This window comes from Bacteroidota bacterium (assembly GCA_017303905.1).
Classification (GTDB): Bacteria; Bacteroidota; Bacteroidia; order B-17B0; family Aurantibacillaceae; genus JAHEYG01.
Map to the genome: position 1 here is coordinate 228,613 of JAFLBH010000005.1, position 20,683 is coordinate 249,295.

General features: G+C 38.3%; 18 protein-coding genes and 1 pseudogene. 3 read left to right on the forward strand and 16 right to left on the reverse strand.

Annotated elements, in window-relative coordinates; translation table 11 throughout:
- Position 1: 1 nt before the first annotated feature.
- The 8 genes and pseudogenes from trpB to J0L69_16385 all read right to left on the reverse strand — a co-directional run bounded on the left by trpB (position 2) and on the right by J0L69_16385 (position 7,554).
- Positions 2-1,186: a tryptophan synthase subunit beta gene (gene trpB / locus J0L69_16350; protein MBN8694767.1), complete on the reverse strand. Its 1,185-nt coding sequence runs from the start codon at positions 1,184-1,186 to the stop codon at positions 2-4.
- Between the two features lies 1 nt (position 1,187).
- A complete protein-coding gene (locus J0L69_16355; protein ID MBN8694768.1) occupies positions 1,188-1,808 on the reverse strand; it encodes a phosphoribosylanthranilate isomerase in 621 nt (206 codons plus the stop codon).
- Entirely contained in the window at positions 1,798-2,604 is an 807-nt protein-coding gene (gene trpC, locus J0L69_16360; GenBank protein ID MBN8694769.1) for an indole-3-glycerol phosphate synthase TrpC, read from the reverse strand. Before trpC ends, J0L69_16355 begins: the two co-directional genes overlap by 11 nt.
- Positions 2,601-3,587: an anthranilate phosphoribosyltransferase gene (trpD, locus tag J0L69_16365; protein MBN8694770.1), complete on the reverse strand. Its 987-nt coding sequence runs from the start codon at positions 3,585-3,587 to the stop codon at positions 2,601-2,603. The genes trpC and trpD overlap by 4 nt, the downstream gene beginning before the upstream one ends.
- A 72-nt stretch (positions 3,588-3,659) precedes the next feature.
- Positions 3,660-4,226 (reverse strand): aminodeoxychorismate/anthranilate synthase component II, encoded by a 567-nt coding sequence (locus J0L69_16370; GenBank protein MBN8694771.1) that lies wholly within the window; start codon positions 4,224-4,226, stop codon positions 3,660-3,662.
- Positions 4,204-5,643: an anthranilate synthase component I family protein gene (locus J0L69_16375; GenBank protein ID MBN8694772.1), complete on the reverse strand. Its 1,440-nt coding sequence runs from the start codon at positions 5,641-5,643 to the stop codon at positions 4,204-4,206. The genes J0L69_16370 and J0L69_16375 overlap by 23 nt, the downstream gene beginning before the upstream one ends.
- Before the next feature lie 192 nt (positions 5,644-5,835).
- On the reverse strand, positions 5,836-7,098 hold the full coding sequence (gene kynU / locus J0L69_16380) for a kynureninase (protein ID MBN8694773.1): 1,263 nt from the start codon (positions 7,096-7,098) through the stop codon (positions 5,836-5,838).
- A 78-nt stretch (positions 7,099-7,176) separates the two neighbouring features.
- A pseudogene (locus J0L69_16385) lies at positions 7,177-7,554 on the reverse strand (GxxExxY protein).
- A gap of 107 nt (positions 7,555-7,661) precedes the next feature.
- On the opposite strand from J0L69_16385, the gene hemL reads away from it, so the two are divergent.
- On the forward strand, positions 7,662-8,942 hold the full coding sequence (hemL, locus tag J0L69_16390; GenBank protein MBN8694774.1) for a glutamate-1-semialdehyde 2,1-aminomutase: 1,281 nt from the start codon (positions 7,662-7,664) through the stop codon (positions 8,940-8,942).
- Here hemL and J0L69_16395 read toward each other — a convergent pair.
- From J0L69_16395 to J0L69_16425, 7 genes are all read right to left on the reverse strand, one after another.
- Positions 8,925-9,779, reverse strand: a complete 855-nt coding sequence (locus tag J0L69_16395) for a hypothetical protein (GenBank protein ID MBN8694775.1) — start codon at positions 9,777-9,779, stop codon at positions 8,925-8,927. The genes hemL and J0L69_16395 overlap by 18 nt on opposite strands.
- Before the next feature lies 1 nt (position 9,780).
- Positions 9,781-10,515, reverse strand: coding sequence for a 23S rRNA (guanosine(2251)-2'-O)-methyltransferase RlmB (rlmB, locus tag J0L69_16400; GenBank protein ID MBN8694776.1), 735 nt, complete (start codon positions 10,513-10,515; stop codon positions 9,781-9,783).
- A 25-nt stretch (positions 10,516-10,540) separates the two neighbouring features.
- Positions 10,541-12,169: a T9SS type A sorting domain-containing protein gene (locus J0L69_16405; protein MBN8694777.1), complete on the reverse strand. Its 1,629-nt coding sequence runs from the start codon at positions 12,167-12,169 to the stop codon at positions 10,541-10,543.
- The gene (locus tag J0L69_16410) at positions 12,166-12,624 is read right to left on the reverse strand and encodes a hypothetical protein (protein MBN8694778.1); all 459 of its coding nucleotides are present in this window, start codon (positions 12,622-12,624) and stop codon (positions 12,166-12,168) included. The genes J0L69_16405 and J0L69_16410 overlap by 4 nt, the downstream gene beginning before the upstream one ends.
- A gap of 37 nt (positions 12,625-12,661) precedes the next feature.
- Positions 12,662-12,889: a ferredoxin gene (locus tag J0L69_16415; GenBank protein ID MBN8694779.1), complete on the reverse strand. Its 228-nt coding sequence runs from the start codon at positions 12,887-12,889 to the stop codon at positions 12,662-12,664.
- The gene (locus J0L69_16420) at positions 12,889-14,133 is read right to left on the reverse strand and encodes a U32 family peptidase (GenBank protein ID MBN8694780.1); all 1,245 of its coding nucleotides are present in this window, start codon (positions 14,131-14,133) and stop codon (positions 12,889-12,891) included. Before J0L69_16420 ends, J0L69_16415 begins: the two co-directional genes overlap by 1 nt.
- Positions 14,134-14,260: 127 nt before the next feature.
- Positions 14,261-17,050: a sodium-translocating pyrophosphatase gene (locus J0L69_16425; GenBank protein MBN8694781.1), complete on the reverse strand. Its 2,790-nt coding sequence runs from the start codon at positions 17,048-17,050 to the stop codon at positions 14,261-14,263.
- A 129-nt stretch (positions 17,051-17,179) separates the two neighbouring features.
- Between J0L69_16425 and J0L69_16430 the strand changes: the two genes are divergently transcribed.
- Positions 17,180-18,655 (forward strand): NAD(P)/FAD-dependent oxidoreductase, encoded by a 1,476-nt coding sequence (locus J0L69_16430; GenBank protein ID MBN8694782.1) that lies wholly within the window; start codon positions 17,180-17,182, stop codon positions 18,653-18,655.
- Here J0L69_16430 and J0L69_16435 read toward each other — a convergent pair.
- Complete coding sequence (locus J0L69_16435; GenBank protein MBN8694783.1) at positions 18,652-20,091, reverse strand: XylR N-terminal domain-containing protein; 1,440 nt, start codon at positions 20,089-20,091, stop codon at positions 18,652-18,654. The genes J0L69_16430 and J0L69_16435 overlap by 4 nt on opposite strands.
- 116 nt (positions 20,092-20,207) lie before the next feature.
- Between J0L69_16435 and J0L69_16440 the strand changes: the two genes are divergently transcribed.
- The gene (locus J0L69_16440) at positions 20,208-20,576 is read left to right on the forward strand and encodes a hypothetical protein (GenBank protein MBN8694784.1); all 369 of its coding nucleotides are present in this window, start codon (positions 20,208-20,210) and stop codon (positions 20,574-20,576) included.
- Positions 20,577-20,683 lie beyond the last annotated feature (107 nt).

Consider the following 20,683-nt stretch of genomic DNA (forward strand, 5'->3'; position numbering starts at 1 on the left):
TTTAATAATTTAAATGATTGATGTATGTATTCAAATCCTTATCTCCTCTTCCGGATAAATTAACTACCACAATATCTTCTTTCCTGAACTGAAGTTGTTGAAGCGCCGCCAGTGCATGCGCGCTTTCCAAAGCAGGAATTATGCCTTCCCTTCGCGTTAATTCCATAGCCGCTTCCAAAGCTTCTTCGTCAGTCGCGCTTAAATACTGCGCGCGTTGTGTTTTGAATAAGTTTGCATGCAGCGGTCCTATTCCCGGATAATCAAGCCCCGCTGATATACTATGCGGTTCCGTTATTTGTCCGTCGGCATTCTGTATTAAATAGGTTTTGCAGCCATGAATAATACCCGGTTTACCAATGGCTAATGTAGCAGCCGTTAGTCCTGAGTGTATGCCCTTTCCTGCCGCCTCAACACCAATGAGCTTAACCTTAGCGTCATCAATAAAATGATAGAAGGCACCTGCGGCATTACTGCCTCCGCCAATACACGCTATCACATAATCAGGAGAGCTGCGGTTAAATTTCTCCTTCAATTGATGCTTAATCTCTTCACTAATTACAGCTTGTAGTCGTGCCACTAAATCGGGATAAGGATGCGGTCCAACCACGGAGCCAATTAGATAATAGGAATCCTCTGTATTATTCATCCAGTCACGAATAGCTTCATTGGTTGCATCCTTAAGTGATCGACTTCCCGAATGCACCGGAATAACTTTTGCACCCAGCATTTTCATCCTGCTCACATTAGGAGCTTGCCGTTCAATGTCAGTTTGTCCCATGTACACAACACAATCCAGATTCATTAGTGCGCATACGGTAGCAGTGGCAACACCATGTTGTCCCGCGCCGGTTTCCGCAATGATTCTTTTCTTGCCTAAACGTTTTGCAAGCAATGCTTGCCCAACAGCGTTATTAATTTTATGTGCACCCGTATGATTAAGATCTTCGCGTTTCAGTAAGATGGTGGCTTTATATTTTTCAGACAGATTTTTCGCGTGATACAAAGGTGTTGGACGGCCCACATATTCTTTGAGCAAATGATCATACTCTATCTTAAAATCGGGAGAAGATAGGATATCGAGAAAGTAACTCTCTAATTCATGCACGTTGTTGTATAATATTTCAGGAATATAGGCACCTCCAAATTCGCCGTAATATCCCTTTCTGTTTAGTATTTCTGTTTTCATTTTAATAGTTGATTTGTTTTATAAATTCTTTTACTAATTGCGTGTCCTTTGTACCTGGAATAATTTCAAATTTGGAATTGACATCGATGCCATAAAGCTTAGGGTGTTCAATCCTTTTGATAGTCTCCACATCCTCTATTCCTATACCTCCGCTCAGAAAAAACGGTTGTTTGAAATCATAATCCTCTAGGGCGTGCCAATCAAATTGCTTACCGGAGCCGCCATGCAACTTAGTTTTGGTATCCAATAAAAAATAATCGCAGACTTCGCTATATTTTTCCATAAACGCTTTATTCAGTTTGTTCTCTACAGAAAATACTTTAATCACTTTGACATGTTGATTGAGCTTTGTACACAATTGAGGAGATTCATTCCCGTGCAATTGCACATAATCCAGATAATATTTAGCCGCCGCATCCATTATCTCATACTCGTTGGCATTAACGAACACGCCCACCTTTTGTATCGAGTGATACATATCCCTGATAACATGATTATCCAGTGAACTGTTATAATAGCGCGGCGATTTCTTGTAAAATATAAATCCGAACAAGTCGACACCTGCGCCGGCCAATTCCACTATGTTAAGCGGATTGTTTAAACCGCATACTTTAATTTTCATGGCTTTGTATTAACTGATTAAATTTTGCAATAAAAGTCCTGCAGGCTTCATGTGGTTTGGCTTGTTTCATGAAATGTGAGCCAATTAAAAAACCATTATAACCTTCCTTTTTAAGCAGTAAAGCATCCTCAGGTTTATTAATACCACTCTCCGATACCAACACTGCATTGGATGGAAGTAATTTTTTCATTCTTACGGAATGTGTAAGATCGATTGACATGGTTTTTAAATCGCGGTTATTGATGCCAATCACATCTGCGTCGCCGTAAACTTTATTTATTTCTTCTTCACCATGCAACTCGAGCAAAACTTCCATTTTCAACTGATGCGCTAAACGGGTAAAGTTCTTTATTTCCTGAGACGTTAATATAGATGCAATCAACAAAACAGCATCCGCTCCAATGGATTTTGCCTCCAGAATCTGATACTCATCTATTATAAAATCTTTGCGTAAAACGGGACAATAATTAAACTTCCTCGCCAGTGTTAAATCGCTATTGCTCCCGCCAAAATATTTCGAATCGGTTAAAACAGATAAAGCACTGGCACCGCTCTGCATATAACCGATGGATATTTTTTCAATTTCAGCATATTTATTAATGATGCCCAGAGACGGCGACTGCTTCTTGAACTCCGCTATAATACCACTCTTGTCCTTACGCAAAAGATACTTTTTGAGAGATACGGAATCGCTTTCAAAATAAATGGAGGTCTCTAATAAACGAACAGGATAAAGCTGCTTACGTTGTTCAACTTCCTGTTTTTTGAAATCTACAATGTCAAATAGTGTTTTCATTTTTTAGTTATATTTTTTAATACGTTAAATGCTTTTCCGGAATCAATTGCTTCTTTACAGATTTCCACTGCCTGATGAAAAGGAGTTTGAGGCGAATAACAACAATATGCGGCGGCGGCATTAGCAAGCACCACATGTTTACGTTGATGAGTTTCTTTATTCAGTAATATGTTCACAAATATCCTTGCCGATTCTTCCATGCTATGGCCGCCCACAATATCCTCAGGCATTACAGCTTCAAAATATAATTCTGTGGGAGTGTAAAGTTTTTCGGATTGATTGGAGTAAGACTTAACCGCGCCGGTTAAACTGATTTCATCATACCCATCAATTGAATTGACTATCGTGTAGCGGATGTTTTGTGTTTGCAGATAGTAATGATACAATCGTGCGGTTTCCTGATTATATACGCCAACAAACTTGGCCGATATATTAGCAGGATTGGTTAATGGTCCGATAAGATTAAAAAAAGTTCGGAAGCCAATTTCCTTTCTTAAGGAGACTACACTGCTTAAAGCAGGATGGAATAATGGCGCATGCAAAAAACAAATATTGTTTTCATCGAGCTGACGACGCAACACATTGATGTCATTGGTAAATTCATACCCGAGATATTTTAAGATGTCGGATGATCCGCTGACTGATGTGGAGCCATGATTACCGTGTTTGGCAACGGGAATGCCGCTTGCCGCTAAAACAATCGCGCTTAAAGTGGAAATATTAAAAGTGTTTCTTCCGTCTCCGCCTGTTCCACATACATCCATTGTTTCTTGCTCAAATTCTATTTTGATGCAATGTTCTTCCAGTGCCGCTGCCATACCACTTAATTCCTGCAGCGTAATTGGTCTTGCGCGATAGAAAGCCAATACAGCTGCGGTTTGAGTTGCATTTAACTCCTTTTGCATTAAGCCTGTCATCGCGGAGTAGGCTTCTTCTTGTGTGAGGGCATAGCCCTGTGATAATTTTTCGAAATATGTTTTCATAATGGAAATAATAAATACGTCGCAAGCTCCTTTTGAAGCTTGCATGATTAATTCAATACTATGTTTAAACGATTAGGCTTTAAGCCAATTGCGGAGCAGGGTTTCTCCGTATTCAGAAAGAATAGATTCAGGATGAAACTGCACACCTCTCACGTCATACGACTGATGTTTCAGTGCCATGATTTCATTTTGCTCATCAACAGCAGTAATTATTAAATCAGAGGTTAGCGCATTTCTATCCACTACCCAGGAATGGTAGCGGCCTACTGTGAAAGTAGCGGGACAATCCTTAAACAGGATATCATTCCCGGTAACATGAATTGGAGTAGCAATGCCATGATAAACCGTATCCAGATTTTTTAGTTGAGCGCCGAAAGCTTCGCCGATTGCCTGCAATCCTAAACAAACTCCAAAAATGGATTTGGAAGAAGCGTATTGCTTAATAAGTTCAGGCATGATGCCTGCGTCCTTTGGTAATCCCGGTCCCGGCGATAAAAGTACTTTATCAAATGCAGCCACTTCGCTCAAGGTAATCTTATCATTACGATGAACTTCAAAGGGGATTTCACTTACCTTTTCTACTAAATGCACGAGGTTGTAAGTAAAACTATCGTAATTATCCAACACTAATAATTTCATGGCTGATTTGATTTGTAATATTATTAAATTTTTCGGCATGCTGTACGGCTCTTTTTAAAGCACGCCTTTTATTGTAAATTTCATTGTTCTCGCTCTCAGGATCGGAATTTATCACTATCCCGGCACCGGCCTGATAGGTTAAACAATAATCTTTACTTAAAAATGTACGGATCATGATGGCGTGATTCACTTTGCCGCAATGCGAAATTAAACCAATGCAACCACCATAAAATTCCCGCGATGTTTGTTCCATTTCCTCAATCAATTCCATCGCTCTGAATTTCGGTGCTCCTGACAAAGTACCTGCAGGAAATGTTCCGGTTAAAAGTTCAAAAGGACTAAACTCATCTTTCAATCGGCCCTCTACTTTGCTTACCAGGTGAATTACGTGCGAATAGAATTGTATCTGCGCCAGTTTTTTTACTTCCACCTGCTTGCAATACTTGCTCAAATCATTTCGTGCTAGATCCACCAGCATCATGTGTTCTGATTTTTCTTTTGGATCATGAAATAACTGAGCGGCGCTTTCAGTGTCTTGCGCATCATCACCGGTGCGTTTATAAGTACCTGCGATAGGATGAATTTCCGCCGATTGATTATTGATGACCAGTTGTGCTTCAGGGGAAGAACCGAAAAACTTATAATTCCCTAAATCAAAATAAAACAAGTATGGCGATGGATTTAAATTGCGAAGTGCTCTGTAAACATTGAACTCATCACCGGCGAATTTCTGACTGAAACGTTTTGACAACACCAATTGAAACACATCACCGGCCTGACAATGGTATTTGGCTTTTTCTACCATGGCCTTAAATTCATCATCGGTACAATTGACCTCTTCACCACCAATAGCCGAAAACGGATAGCATACTTCCTTTCCTGATTTTATCTTTTGTTCCAGATCCGACAATTGAATTTGACATTGCTTGTTGTCGATGGCGTGACTAATCAGATAAAGACTATCCGATTGATGATCGAAGACCAACAGAAGGGAATAACAGGCATAATACATCTCCGGCAAATCCAGTTCTTTCTCCTTATTAAAACGGATGTCTTCAAAATAAGGTATGGCATCATAAGCCATGAAACCAAATAATCCGCCATAGCAGAAATCAAACGGATACGTTTCGAATTCGAACGATTTATAAAATGCATTTAATTGCCGGATAATTTCTGCCGAATTAAATACTTTGTTAGAATTCTCTGCCAATTCTGATTTGGTTTTAAGTACTCCGCCCTTCAAGGTAATATCCGCAAGCGGATTCAAACAGATATAGGAATAATGACCTACCCGTGAATTATAGTCACAGCTTTCAAGAAGCAATGGCTTTTGATAATGATCGCGCAGGTTCATGTAGAGCGAGACCGGCGTATATCTATCTGAGAGTATTTTCTTTATTTGTGTGTGTAATTTCATTTTTCAATTATTATTTAAAACAAAAAGCCCGCTGTAGAGGAACAGCGGGCTTCAAAATGGCCTGTATAGATAGGTAAATAATCTAGCTGTTCACAACATGTGTCGCGAACCACCACCAAGAATTATTTACAAATTGTTTTTTCATTAACGCTTCAAAAGTATTAAAAAAATCAATTCACCAAAAAAATATTTTTATAAAAGCGAATTTAAGATTTGTCCGAACCTGAAAATATCCTCGAAAGAATTATATAAAGGCACAGGTGCACAACGTATTACGTTTGGTTCACGCCAATCCGGAATCACACCGTTTTCGATTAATTTATTGTACAATGGCTTTCCGTATCCATTCGCAACAATTGAAATCTGACATCCTCTGTTTTCTTTTGGTGTAATAATTTCCAAGCAATTATTTTTTTGCTTGTTCACCTCTCCAACAATAAATTCAAGATAGGCAGTTAACCGCTTGCTTCTTTCCACCAACGCATCCATGCCTACTTCATCAAAAATATCTAATGAGGCGCGACATGCTGCCATTGCAAAAATTGGCGCATTACTCATTTGCCATCTTTCAGCCGTTTGCATAGGTACAAATGTTTTGTCCATTAAGAAACGGGTTTTCTTATCATGGCCCCACCATCCTGCAAACATTGGCAAATCCGTATTCTTTAAATGTTTTTGGTGTACGAAGGCTCCCGCAACACTGCCCGGACCGCTATTCAAATATTTATAACTGCACCATGCAGCAAAATCAACACCCCAATCGTGCAATGCTAATTTTAAATTTCCGGCGCCGTGCGCTAAATCAAATCCTACAATGGCGCCTGCTTTATGTCCGGCTTCCGTAATCGCTTTCATATCGAAAACCTGACCCGTAAAATAATTCACGCCACCAATCATTATCAATGCTAATGAATCTTTGTTCTTCTCAATCGCAGAATAAATATCTTCATGACGAATGGTATACTCACCTTCTCTTGGAGAAATTTCTATTAAAGCATCTTCGATAGAATAACCGTGGAATTTTATTTGCGATTGTAAAGCATATTGATCGCTAGGAAACGCCTTTGCCTCACAAAGAATTTTATAACGCTGCTTAGTTGGTCGGTAAAAAGAAACCATCAATAAATGAAGATTAACAGTTAATTGATTCATCATGACTGTTTCTTCAGGAAGTGCCCCAACGATTTTTGCCATTTTATCGGTAAGAAATTCATGGTATGGCATCCATGGATGTTTAGCCAGGAAATGCCCTTCCACACCAAACTTCGCCCAATCTTCCAATTCTTGCTGTATATACGACTGGGTTGTTTTAGGTTGCAATCCCAAAGAGTTTCCAGTGAAATACACTACATCTTGTCCGTTATGTTGTGGAAATAAAAAGCGTTGACGATAAACACTTAATTTATCAGCTTTATCACTTTGTTGTGCAAATTCTTTTGTGTTTTGAAAGTTCATATGATTAATTCAATTACAACTCATTTTAAAAGTGTCACGCAGAGGCGCGGAGCACGCAGAGTTTTTTATTAAAACTATTTATAATTTATTTACTATTCTATGAAATCCGTTCTTCATTAAATCTACATTAAAATTAACTAAAAGACCCAATTTAATATTAGTTAATCTCAAATAAGTGAGCAATTGTTTATGATGCACAGGAGCCAGTTGTTCGATAGATTTAATCTCAACAATAACCTTCTCATCTACAATTATATCCGCTCTAAATCCCAAATCAAGCTTAAATCCATTATACACTACCGGTATTCCACACTACTTCTTAAACGGAATTTTAGACTGACTTAGTTCGAAGCAAATAACCTCTTCATAAACACTCTCTAATAAGCCAGGACCAAGCTGCGTATGAATCTTAATAAATAAGTCCAACAAATATCCTGAAATCTCATTCTCTGTCATAAAACTTTACCTATCATACAGCTCTCTGCGCCTTTGCGTCTCTGCGTGAAACTAAAAATTATATTGTTAGCTAACAAATATATAACTTTGCACCTAAATTTTTTTCTATGAAAAACAGCAACTCTGCACAATTATTCGAAAAAGCTAAAAATTTCTTCCCCGGTGGCGTAAACTCTCCGGTACGCGCATTCAGAAGCGTGGGCGGAACACCTTTATTTATTGAAAAGGGTAAAGGTTCGCATATTTGGGATGCTGACGGGAATGAATTAGTAGATTATTGCTGTAGCTGGGGTCCATTGATTTTAGGACACGCGAATGAAAAAGTTCTTAATGCGGTGGAAAAAACCATGCGTAACGGTACTTCGTTTGGAGCTCCGACACGCCTAGAGAATGAATTGGCCGAATTAATTTTAAGTAACAATCCATTTATTGAAAAAATTCGTTTTGTCAGTAGCGGAACAGAAGCAGTCATGAGCGCCATCCGATTAGCAAGAGGATTTACAGGCAGAAATAAAATTTTAAAATTTGAAGGATGTTATCACGGCCACAGTGATTCTTTGTTGGTAAAAGCGGGTTCAGGTTTAGTTACTTTTGGTAATACATCTTCTGCAGGCGTACCTGAGAGTTTTGTTAATGAAACTATTGTTGTTTCATTAAATAATAAAAAAGCAGTGGAAGAAGCGTTTGCGCAATTTCATAATCAGATTGCTTGCGTTATTATTGAACCGATTCCTGCTAACAATGGATTATTATTGCAAGACAAAGATTATTTACAATTCCTCAGAGATATTTGTACAAAAAACGGAACGCTCTTATTGTTTGATGAAGTGATCAGCGGATTCAGAGTAGGATTTACCGGTGCGGCGGGTTATTACAACATTAAACCTGATATTATTACTTATGGAAAAATCATTGGTGGCGGATTCCCTGTAGGCGCGTATGGTGCGAGTAAAGAAATCATGAGTAAAATTTCTCCGGAAGGTGGCGTATACCAAGCGGGAACTTTAAGTGGAAATCCTGTTGCCATGAGTGCCGGTATCGCGCAACTCAGCGAATGCTTAAAGCCTAACTTCTATAAAAAACTGGAAAGTAAAACTCAGAAATTACTAAGCGGATTATCGCAATTCAAAACAAAAAACTTTAAAGTGTTTTCAGTTGGAAGTATTTTCTGGATTGCATTTACAGATAAAGACAAAATTCAAACAGCAGAAGATATTGATGCGGATTCAATGCAATACTTCCGTACCATGTACCATCATTTATTAGAACATGGTATTTACATGGGACCTTCCGGTTATGAAGTTGGATTTATGAGTGAAGCGCACAGCGATGATGACATCACGAAAACCATTGCAGCTTTTCATAAAGCCTTACAACACGTACAATAGTAATGTTTGCAGAATAATTATTCCGTCCGTTAAATAAACAAAATAATACGGATGGCGTTTTTCGTTGGCCTGAGTAATCACGATTACTGTTACCATAAAAATTAATCCGCGAATGACAATCAGGCTTCTTACCTCAATAAAAAAAGACAGGATAAAATAAATCAGCATTAATCCTATTGCCACTCGCTTACTGTTCTTAATTCCAATAGAAACAGGGAATGATTGAGTTCCCTCCGATTTGTCTTTCACGTAATCTCTGATATCGAAAGGAATACACAGCGCGGCAATAAAACAGAATTGAGATATTACATATAGCCACTCGTCTTTGGTAAAAGCTCTTATGCCCGTAAATTCATTGTCATGAAACATAAAAGGAATAACAATGCAAACGGTGACCCATACAAATGCGATGGCAAATTGCTTCACGAATTTCACTTTTCGTAAACTGAGAGGGGGAAGAAAATATAACAAACTTAAAAAAGCACAAATGCTATAAACAAATATACCTTCACTATAGGTCATAAAAATACGCCATACCACTTCCCAAAATCCGAAAACAAAAAGAATAGCCAGTGTAAAAATCCATTTCTTATTCTTTCTATACCAATGCAAACGATGATCCGTTGTAGGTAAAGTGCTTTGATACACACGCTGTAAATTGTAAAGAAAAAAAGCCGCGGCGAAATTTAAAATCGCGAATGAAAAAGAAGGTTGTGCAATGTTGTCAAAAATGAATGCGCCTTGAAACGTTGAACAACAAACGGCAATAGCAAGAAATAAATTTGAAAAGCCGAAGAAATCAAAAAACGAGTTAGATATTTTGCTTTGTTGTGACAATCTATAAACGTTGATGAACTACTTCAAACAACACCACGCCTGTGGCTACAGATACGTTTAAAGATGCGATATTTCCGGTCATAGGAATTTTAACCTGTACATCGCTGCGCTTTAAATACTCCCCGCTAATTCCATTTTCCTCGGAGCCCATAATAATGGCTGTTGGCTTTTTGAAATCGGCATCGTAAATTAATTTATCTGTCTTCTCGTGGCAGGCTACTATTTGCAAACCATATTCCTTTAAATACTCTATGGTGTGCTTTAAATTATCCTCTCTGCAAACTTTTAATCGATGTAAAGCTCCTGCACTGGTTTTGATAGCATCACCGTTAATTTGCGCTGCTCCTCTGCTGGGAATAACAATAAAATCAACACCTGCACATTCGGCACTGCGGGCAATGGCACCGAAATTGCGCACATCAGTAACGCGATCAAGAATTAAAACTAAAGGTGTTTTGCCGGCTTCAAAAACTTCTGCCAATAAATCTTCCGTGCTGTAATAATTTACTTCGGCAATGTATGCAATGGCACCTTGGTGATTTTTATCGGTAAGTCGCTTTAGTTTCTCAGGAGGCACAAACTGAAACGGAATTTCAGAACCACGCAATGCCTGACGTAACTGATTAAACAATTCATTGGATAATCCTTTTTGTAATAAAATTTTATCAATGGCTTTACCGGCGTTTATCGCTTCAATAATGGCGCGAATTCCGAATATGAGTGTACCTTCATTCATGTGCGGTAAAGGTACTTATTAAAATTTAATTAATGATGAGTTTTTTAGTGAGAACAAATTCACCTTTAGTCACACGAACCAAATAGATTCCCTTGCGATAATTGCTAAAATCCAAAGCCAAACTAGCCGGTTGGTGGTTAAAATTGATAAGTGATTTTCCTTGCGCATCGTAAACTTCTAAATCAAAACCCTCCTCCGGTAATAATCTGAAATTAACGATACCCGAACTTGGATTTGGATACATGACAAAATCATTCTCATTTTTAGCTATAACTTCTAGTCCGGTTGTATTCAACATTTTTGCCAATAACAAATCACCGCTTCCATTACAATTTAAACTAGTAGCTCCCAAGCTCACCGACGTACTTGAAAAATAGCCCCCGCAATAAATATTTCCGGCGCCGTCCAAAGCCAAGGCATTCCAACCATCATCTGTTCCTCCGCCTACGCCGTCCGCCCATAAGGCTGTCCCGGTTGGACTATACGCTACTAAAAAAGCATCGCCCACTCCACCAAAACTTAAAGTCTGAGTTCCGAATGAAGCCAGGAAACTGTGATTATGTCCGTTTACATAAATTCGTCCTACCGCATCAACCCCAATACCATAACCGTAATCATCGTTATTACCACCCCCACCTTGTGCCCATTGCGAAACACAATTCGAATTGGTTTTAATTACCAACATATCGCGACTACCATAATTACTTAATGTGGATGTGCCAATCGTTAAACTCGGACTAAAATAATATCCTGTTAGAATAATATTTCCATTGATGTCACGCGTTATTCCGGTTGCTACCTCATCCAGCATGTCTCCAAACGTTGTTGCAGTTAAAACATTTCCCATGTTATTCAATTTAATCAGAAAAATATCTGCGCTGGCAGGAGACGTGTTGTTAAGCGTAGTGGTACCAACCGTTAGGCTTGAACTTTTGTACAATCCGGTAACATAAGAATTTCCGGAAGGGTCAACCGTAATCCCATTAGCATTTTCAGCGAGATTATCACCAAAGCTTTGTGCCCACATTACATTTCCGCTGGCATCCAGTTTAGCAACAAAAGCATCATTGTTTCCGAAAGTGTTTAAAGTAAAAGTTCCCATGGTTAAGGTGGCACTGTTGTAATAGCCCGTTATCAATACATTACCGCTAGCTTCAACTGCAACTGCATTAGCAACGGTACTTCCGCCATCCCCGAAATTTTTCGCCCACAATATATTTCCATTCACATCCATTTTTACAATAAACATGTCACCGAAAGCAGAATTAGTTAAGGTTGTGGTACCGCAAACCATGCTTGCACTAATGAAACTTCCTACAACATACGAATTACCTATAGCATCTATGGCAATAGCATTGGCATTATCATCAAAACCGCCGCCAAAACTTTTTACCCATAATGGATTTCCATTCACATCAAACTTGGCAACATAAGAATCGTAATTACCATTGTTGGTTAAAGTATATGTGCCGATTGTAAAATTAGAACTGAAATAATAACCACAAGTATAAGATTCGCCGATGCTATTTACAGCCAGACCTGAAATATTTTCTGAAGCTGTGCTGCCGTGACTTTTTGCCCATTGCCAATTCGGAACTTGTGCATTTGAGAATAAAGCAATTAAGATTACGATTATGCAGAAGATTTTTCTCAAGCTAAATTAAATTGTTTCAAATGATGTAAAGCATGCTTATGTAACAAATGCAACCATTGCTCGTAATTAAAATCGCCAAAGAATGGATTCATTACAACAGCATTGGGATTTTTCTTATAGAAATCGACAAAGGATTTGATTTCTCTATCAATTTCTGTAATGGCCGCCTCTATGCTGAAATTACGTAAGGGCGCAGCCTCTTCTGTCATTAAGGAATTTTTGGTGCCGGGCTTAAACTCCTTATCACTTAAAGCAAAACTTCTCACTTTCTCCAAAATTGTTTCAGGCGTTTGCAACGGGTGCTCAACACGTTTCCAGGCTATACCAATGGAATCGGTCATGTGTTCTATCATGCCTTGTGGCGACAATACACCCCAATTGCCCTTTTCGTTACCGTTTAGTTTTTTAAGAAGAGGAATATATTCCTGCGTGAAGAAGAGTTCCTTATTTGCCATAGTTAAAGCTAAGCAAATAAGTTGAAAAAGTAAAGACCTAAACCTTCATTACCTGAATAATCTTAACCGGACAATTTGCAGCGGCTCTTAAATTATCTTCGTATTCGTGGTCGTTAACTAAAACCTGATAAAATCCTTTTTTATCAATACCGCCTACCAAAGTACATTTCCCATCCCTTCGCGAAACACGCCAACGATCAAATGCTGCTTCTACGCAGGCATTGCAACCAATACATTTATCGCGCTGCTGAATAATGCGTACCATCAGGCATCCACAACTTTATATAATTTATCGGAAGGACGAACTTTCTCTGAAACCGGAAAAGTAAAAACATCACCTTTGTTTACCTTCTCCACTGCCTTATCCTCTAATCTTAATTCAGCAACTTTAGTTTCAATATAACCGGTAGTTGGTCCTGTAATCATGATTTCATCGCCCACGTTTAAATTATGAGATTCCAATTTAAATTCTCCCACACCGGATTTTTCAAAATACTTTAATCCGCGACCAATATAAATTTTACGCTTGGTGGCATTGCTTCCATATTCTTTATTCCATTCTCCCATTTTCTTTCCAAGATAATAGCCATCCCAAAATCCGCGGTTGAAAACCGTCTCTAATTGTTTCTTCCAGTCTTCAATTTTCTCTTGGGTGTAAGTCCCTTCATTATAGGAATCGATGGCTTCACGGTAACATTTGGTAACCGTGTAAACGTAATCTGCAGAGCGTCCGCGTCCCTCAATTTTTAAAACAGACACGCCGGCATCTAAAATTTGATCAAGAAAATCAATAGTGCATAAATCCTTTGCCGACATGATGTATTCGTTGTCAACTTCAAATTCTACACCGTCTTCTTTGTCGGTAACGATATAACTTTTGCGGCAATTTTGAATGCAGGCACCACGATTAGCAGAAGCGTAATTCGAATGCAAACTCAAATAACATTTTCCTGAAATAGCCATGCATAAGGCGCCGTGCGCGAAGATTTCTACTTCAATTAATCTTCCTGCCGGACCGGTGATGTTTCTACGTTTAATTTCACGGGTGATTTCCGCAACTTGCTTTAAACTTAATTCGCGGGCGAGAACAACTACATCCGCAAAATTGGCGTAGAACTCTATCGTATCAATGTTTGAAATATTCGCCTGTGTTGAAATATGCACTTCAACGCCTTCTTTCTTCGCGTAATTCAATACAGCATGATCAGAGGCAATAATGGCCGTGATACCGCTTTCCTTAGCTGTATTCACAATACTTTTCATTAAAGCAATATCATGATCATACAACACCGTGTTAAGCGTTAAATACGTCTTTACATCATTATCTTTTCCTATCTGAGCAATTTGCTTTAAATCTTCCAGTGTGAAATTATTGGCGCTGCGTGCACGCATGTTTAATTGTTCAACACCAAAGTAAACAGAATTACATCCTGCTTTAATAGCCGCCATTAACGATTCGAACGAACCGGCCGGCGACATTAATTCTATTTTCTGACTTGAATTGTTCATGGAATTTGTCGCGTGAAATTATGACAAACACAGAAGAATGTGTATGACTAAAGTCATTTTTACCAATGAAAAATCAATAAAAAAGCCCCCATATTTCTATGGAGGCTTTTTAAAATGATTCGTTAAATTATTTTGCCGGCTGCATTGCTTCAACAGTAATGTTCAACTTCACGTTTTCACCAACTGTTAAGCCACCACCGATTCCAAATTCACCGCGGCTGATAGCACCACGCGCTTCAAAACCTGCGATGTTATATTTACCGTGATCACCATAATCCTGCATTGAAGTTCCCATGTAATTAAAATACAATTCGAAATCCTTCGTTACACCTTTTAAAGTTAATTTACCTTTTGCGATGTAAGCGTATTCAGCAGCTGCATCTTCGTCTTTTACAACTTCAGAAGCTTCGAAAGTTGCTGTTTTATATTTAGCTGTTTCGAACAATTCAGGTTTTTCTTTTAAGTGACCATCACGCATTGAATTTTGAGTGTTGATTGACTCCATATTCATTACGATAAAGATTTTTGGTCCGTTAGCGTTTTGTAAGTTAACATAACCGCTATCAATTTGAATTGTACCTTTCACATCCGTAACCACGTTACGTACACTGAAAGCAATTGAACTATGAGAAGCATCTACTTCATAAGCACCGTTTAATTCATCGATGCTCTTTTTGTTAGCATTCATGATGCTGTCGCATTGTTCTTTGCTGGTACAAGTATATTCTTGTCCGTTAATGTTACACTTTAATACTTCTTCAGTCACCATTCCTTTTTCGCAACATTCTCCACCTTCACCACCTGTAACAGCGATATAAGGAGCGATAACTAAAGAAACGATACTCATTAATTTAATTAAGATATTCATAGATGGACCTGAAGTATCCTTGAATGGATCACCAACTGTATCACCTGTTACAGATGCTTTGTGTGGTTCAGATTTTTTGTAGAACATCTCACCGTTAATTAATACACCTTTTTCGAAAGATTTCTTAGCGTTATCCCAAGCACCACCGGCATTATTTTGGAAGATACCTAATAATACACCTGATACAGTAACACCTGCTAATAAACCACCTAATACTTCAGGACCGAAAATGAAACCAACGATTACCGGAGTAATTAAAGCGATAGCACCCGGCATCATCATTTCGCGGATCGAAGCTTTTGTTGAGATAGCCACACATTTTTCGTACTCAGGTTTTGCTTTGTATTCCATAATACCAGGAATTTCGCGGAACTGACGACGCACTTCCTGTACCATGTCCATTGCAGCACGACCTACAGCAGCAATTGCTAAAGCCGAGAAGATAAATGGAATCATTGCACCAACAAATAAACCTGCTAATACATTAGCTTTATAAATATCGATAGCAGAAATTCCTGCTACACCAACAAACGCTGCGAATAAAGCTAATGAAGTTAAAGCTGCAGAAGCAATAGCAAAACCTTTACCGGTTGCTGCAGTGGTGTTACCAACTGCATCTAAATTATCCGTACGCTCACGAACTTCAGGAGGTAACTGACTCATCTCAGCGATACCACCTGCGTTATCAGCAATCGGACCGAAAGCATCAATTGCTAATTGCATAGCAGCAGTTGCCATCATACCTGCAGCAGCGATAGCCACACCATATAAACCTGCGAAATAATAAGAACTCATGATACCTGCAGCTAATACGATTGTAGGAACAACAGTAGATTCCATACCAACTGATAAACCACCGATAATATTTGTAGCGTGTCCGGTTGCAGATTTTTGAATGATAGAATTTACCGGACGTTTACCCATTGCGGTATAGTATTCAGTAATCCAACTCATGATCGCACCAACGATAGAACCAATTAAAATTGCAATGAAAACACTCATGCTGGTGAATTCATATCCACGTAAGCTAAGAGTTTCAGGCAACATCCATTTTACTAAAGGATATGATGCTACAACGGTTAATACAATAGAAATGATGTTACCAAGATTTAACGCGTTTTGTACAGAATCCTTTTCACCCTTCACACGAACAAACATGGTACCGATGATAGAGAAAATAATTCCTAAACCTGCAATTAACATTGGTAATAAAATCGGAGAAAGACCATTGAATTTATCGCCGGTTGCATCAATTTCCTGACCTAATACCATTGTTGCTAAAATGGTAGCAACGTAAGAACCGAATAAATCGGCACCCATACCTGCTACGTCACCTACGTTATCACCTACGTTGTCTGCAATTGTTGCAGGGTTACGAACGTCATCTTCAGGAATACCTGCTTCTACTTTACCTACTAAGTCAGCTCCAACGTCAGCAGCCTTTGTATATATACCACCACCAACACGTGCAAATAACGCGATAGATTCAGCACCTAAAGAGAAACCGGTTAATACCTCGATAGCACGTTGCATACCTTCGCCGGTAACGCTATCCACAAACATACCATAGAATACGATAAATAAACCGCCTAATCCAAACACTGCTAAACCAGCAACACCTAATCCCATTACAGTACCACCTGTAAATGATACTTTTAAAGCTTGTGCTAAAGAAGTACGTGCTGCTTGAGTAGTACGAACGTTAGCTTTTGTAGCTACTTTCATACCAATATATCCTGCAGTTGCAGAAAAAACGGCACCAATAATAAATGCAACAGCAATAATCCAGTGTGAGTGGATTTCGCGGCCATTTACTTCATGAATAGTACCGCTCCATCCCAAAAGGATAGCCGCTACAACTACGAAATAACCTAAAACTTTCCATTCAGCTTTCAAAAAAGCCATAGCGCCTGAGGCAATATAACCTGCAAGCTCTTTCATATTGGCATCACCGGCATCTTGTTTACTAACCCAAGCCGATTTTACTGCCATTACTAACAAACCGATAATTCCAAGTACAGGAATCAAATAAATAACGTTCTCGTTCATAATTAATAATATAGGGGTGCAAAAATAGGAAAATTGTTGGAAATATGAAATTATATATTGATTTGTATATCAATAACTTACATAAAATAGTGATTTAGGTCCTTTACCTTTATATTTGCAGCACTTGCTATGCAACACTTCGATTTAATAGTTATTGGCGGCGGTCCGAGCGGATATGCGGGGGCCATGCGCGCCATTGATTTTGGGAAAAAGGTTCTATTAATCGAAAAGAAAAAAATAGGTGGTGCAGGCGTTTACGACGGCGTTCTTACGTCCAAAACGTTGTGGGAAAGTTCGATGAAAGTAGCTTCTATCCGTGAAACTATTCCGGATTACAAAATAAGCTATTCCGAATTGTCTAAAACAGTGAATGAAGCCGTATTTGAACGCAAATCGCAAATGACGATTCACTTGCACCTGCTTCAAAAGTTCAGAAACCATTTATTTTTTTACGAAAAAGGAACGGCAGCCTTCGTTGATAAGCATACCGTACTCGTTACAAAAGAGGATGGTTCCAAAAAAGAATTTACTGCAGATCATATTTTAATAGCAACCGGAAGCCGACCTCGCATTCCGCAGAATATAACGGTCGACGAACAAACCATCATTACAAGCGATGGCATAAAAAATTTAAAAACAATTCCGAAAAGTATTGTTGTGTTAGGTGCCGGTGTGATTGGTTGCGAATTTGCTACAATCTTTTCCAACCTCGGACAAACTAAAGTTTATTTAATTGATAAAGCCGAACGTATTTTGCCTTTTGAAGATGAAGATGTAGCAAAAGTAGTCACGGACAATCTAACCTCGAATGGGGCCGTGGTTCATAGCGGCGCTTCTTTAAAACGTATGGATATTAAGCCGGAGGGTGTAGAATACGAATTAACCTACAAAGACGGAAGAAATGAAGTTTTAAGAGTTGAGAAAGCCTTGGTCTCTATAGGACGTGTTCCGAATATTGAGAATTTAGGTTTGGAAAATGCAGATGTGAAATTAAATGAGCGTGGTTGTGTTTGGGATGACGATACACAAACCAACATTAGTAATATATATGTTGCCGGCGATGTAACAACTGAAATGGCTTTAGTAAATGTTGGCGAACGCGAAGCGCGACATGCCGTAGTAAGAATGTTTGGTCCTACTATTAAACCGCTTACCTACAAAAACATTTCTACTATCATGTTTTTAAATCCGGAAGTGGCCGCCGTTGGAATGAATGAACAAGAATGCAATGCCAAAGGAATTCCGCATAAAGTAGTGAAGCTCGATTATAGTACCAATGCGCGCGCCATTGCGATGCGAAAAACAAAAGGCTTTTTTAAAATCATTGTAACTAATGATAGTGGTATGCGCATATTAGGAATGCGCGTAGTTGGTGAACATGCCAGTAGTGCCATTCAAGGCGTGGCCTATTTAATTCATACCAATCAGGGAATACGTGAACTCGCCGACATGATGCATCCGCATCCAAGTATTATTGAAGGTGTTCAGGAATGTTTACGTATGTTACTTAATAAATCCATTTACAAACCGTACATCTTCAACGATCGTTTAAAATGTTACGTTTGTGAAAATGGCGTATGTACGCCAATCAATAGTTTGGTTTAAAATTCGAAAGTAAAGGCGGTACCGGATTTAACTTCGGTTCTTAATTTACCATCTAATTGATCCGTTAAAGCTGTAATTAATTGCAAGCCCAAAGTGGAAGGATTCTTCAAATTTATTTTTCCTTTTATTCCGGAACCGTTATCAGAGACTTTTAATAAATAATGTGTCTTCGCGTTTTTTCGAGTAGCAAATAAAATATCAACGCGCCCTTTAGTTGTGTTCTTAAATGCATGTTTAAAAGAGTTAGAAAGAAGCTCATTGATGATAATGCCACACGGAATCGCTTTATCAATCTCAATAAACTGTTCGCTCACCAAAACTTTCAGGTTTACTTTTATATCCTTATTAACACGGTAAGTAGAAGAAATAAAACTGACTAATTCTTGTAAGTACTCCTTAATATTAATTTGCGATAAATTCTTTGATCGGTATAAAAGCTCGTGTATGATCGCCATTGACTTGATTCGACCAATGCTCTCTGTATATTTTTCCTTTGCTTCTGAATCGTTGATTTTCTCCGCCTGTAAATTCAGTAAACTGGAAACGATTTGCAAATTATTCTTCACCCGGTGATGAATTTCTTTAATCAAAAATTCTTTTTCGTTAAGCGAAGATTTTAATTTTTCTTCGATGTTCTTTCTTTCCAAAAAAGCAGGAATGGAAATTGCATCGCTCTTTTTTTCTCGCTTTGCTTTTTTAAGATAGGCATCAATTTTATGAGGCGGCGCCATAATAAATGTACAATGCTTATCGCCTTTCGCTCTGCAAGAAATTTCCACAGCAGTTAATGGAACACCAAAACTTTCTTGACACCAGCCGCTGGAATAACCTGAGTTCATAATGCAAACCGGTGTTTTTGACTTTTTACCGGCCCTTATCCAACTATCGGCCTCAAATGAAAACGGATGATGATATTTCAAAAAGCAATTTTCATCCGGACTTGGTTTACTTTCAGGAAGAATATCAACAAATGCCCAACCAGAATAAGCAAAATGAACAGGTCCGGCAGACAACTTGCTAATTGGATCTTTCAACTTCATTTTCTTGTGGAAGTTTTTAGCATCCTCCATTCCGATTAAATGTGCTAAGTCAAATAAAATATTCTTTGCAATTCCGATCGCTTCGTCCTCACCTCTATTGCTATACAATTGAACAAAGGAATTTAAAAACTCATAAGAGAGCGCCGACGCCCGCACCAGCACATAACGTTGATCGTTGATTTCAATTGTACCTTCCGAAGGAGAAAACTTTAAATTTTTAAAATAAGCGCCTACGGTTTCCTCTGCCTTTTTGAAAATAGGTTTAAATACCTCCGGCGCACTTACCTTTGGTTTGTTATCAGGTTTTAGTAATTGCTTTTTAAGATCGGCGTTTTCCTCACTTAATTCTTCAATGATGCGTTTTAAGCGCTTTATTTCTTTAAGGTTTTCAGGCATTGCTCATAATTAATCGAATCAAGAACCTTTACACTAAAGTAAACAAAATTAGTGATTTATGTTAGCTATTGAGTAAAAAGCTAGGTTTTAGATATTTTAGGAAGTATCTTTACAACGTGAGGAACTTAATTTCCATAGTACTTCTTTCTGTCTTCCTGATTCAAGCTTCAGCTAAATTTATCATTTATGTAAATTTTAAATTAAATCAAGACTTCATTGCCAAAAATTTGTGTGTTAAGAAAGAAATTGCGAACAATGATTGTGAGGGTGGATGTTGTTTAAAAGAATCATTGGAGAAAGAAGAAAAATCAGAAAGCCCGCTTCCTAATTTACCCAAAGATAAATCAGAAACTTTTTATATCCCGGTCCAATTAAATCAAACAATAGAAACAGGTCAAATAATTTCAAATATTCATTTTATTTATATGGATAAGCCAACCAAGGATTATCCTTTGAGTATTTTTCATCCACCCCAGATTTCTTGATTTTTATTTTCTAAAAATCATTTATTCACTTATTAGAATTATTTATGAAACTGTTAGGCGGTATCGCAATTATTATGCTTGCCGTATTGGTTGGCATTTATTTAGAT

Excerpts from the sequence above, each read along its gene's own strand:
- trpB (MBN8694767.1), bottom strand. The coding sequence starts at position 1,186 with ATGAAAACAGAAATACTAAACAGAAAGGGATATTACGGCGAATTTGGA.
- J0L69_16355 (MBN8694768.1), bottom strand. The coding sequence starts at position 1,808 with ATGAAAATTAAAGTATGCGGTTTAAACAATCCGCTTAACATAGTGGAA.
- trpC (MBN8694769.1), bottom strand. The coding sequence starts at position 2,604 with ATGAAAACACTATTTGACATTGTAGATTTCAAAAAACAGGAAGTTGAA.
- trpD (MBN8694770.1), bottom strand. The coding sequence starts at position 3,587 with ATGAAAACATATTTCGAAAAATTATCACAGGGCTATGCCCTCACACAA.
- J0L69_16370 (MBN8694771.1), bottom strand. The coding sequence starts at position 4,226 with ATGAAATTATTAGTGTTGGATAATTACGATAGTTTTACTTACAACCTC.
- J0L69_16375 (MBN8694772.1), bottom strand. The coding sequence starts at position 5,643 with ATGAAATTACACACACAAATAAAGAAAATACTCTCAGATAGATATACG.
- kynU (MBN8694773.1), bottom strand. The coding sequence starts at position 7,098 with ATGAACTTTCAAAACACAAAAGAATTTGCACAACAAAGTGATAAAGCT.
- hemL (MBN8694774.1), top strand. The coding sequence starts at position 7,662 with ATGAAAAACAGCAACTCTGCACAATTATTCGAAAAAGCTAAAAATTTC.
- rlmB (MBN8694776.1), bottom strand. The coding sequence starts at position 10,515 with ATGAATGAAGGTACACTCATATTCGGAATTCGCGCCATTATTGAAGCG.
- J0L69_16410 (MBN8694778.1), bottom strand. The coding sequence starts at position 12,624 with ATGGCAAATAAGGAACTCTTCTTCACGCAGGAATATATTCCTCTTCTT.
- J0L69_16415 (MBN8694779.1), bottom strand. The coding sequence starts at position 12,889 with ATGGTACGCATTATTCAGCAGCGCGATAAATGTATTGGTTGCAATGCC.
- J0L69_16420 (MBN8694780.1), bottom strand. The coding sequence starts at position 14,133 with ATGAACAATTCAAGTCAGAAAATAGAATTAATGTCGCCGGCCGGTTCG.
- J0L69_16425 (MBN8694781.1), bottom strand. The coding sequence starts at position 17,050 with ATGAACGAGAACGTTATTTATTTGATTCCTGTACTTGGAATTATCGGT.
- J0L69_16430 (MBN8694782.1), top strand. The coding sequence starts at position 17,180 with ATGCAACACTTCGATTTAATAGTTATTGGCGGCGGTCCGAGCGGATAT.
- J0L69_16435 (MBN8694783.1), bottom strand. The coding sequence starts at position 20,091 with ATGCCTGAAAACCTTAAAGAAATAAAGCGCTTAAAACGCATCATTGAA.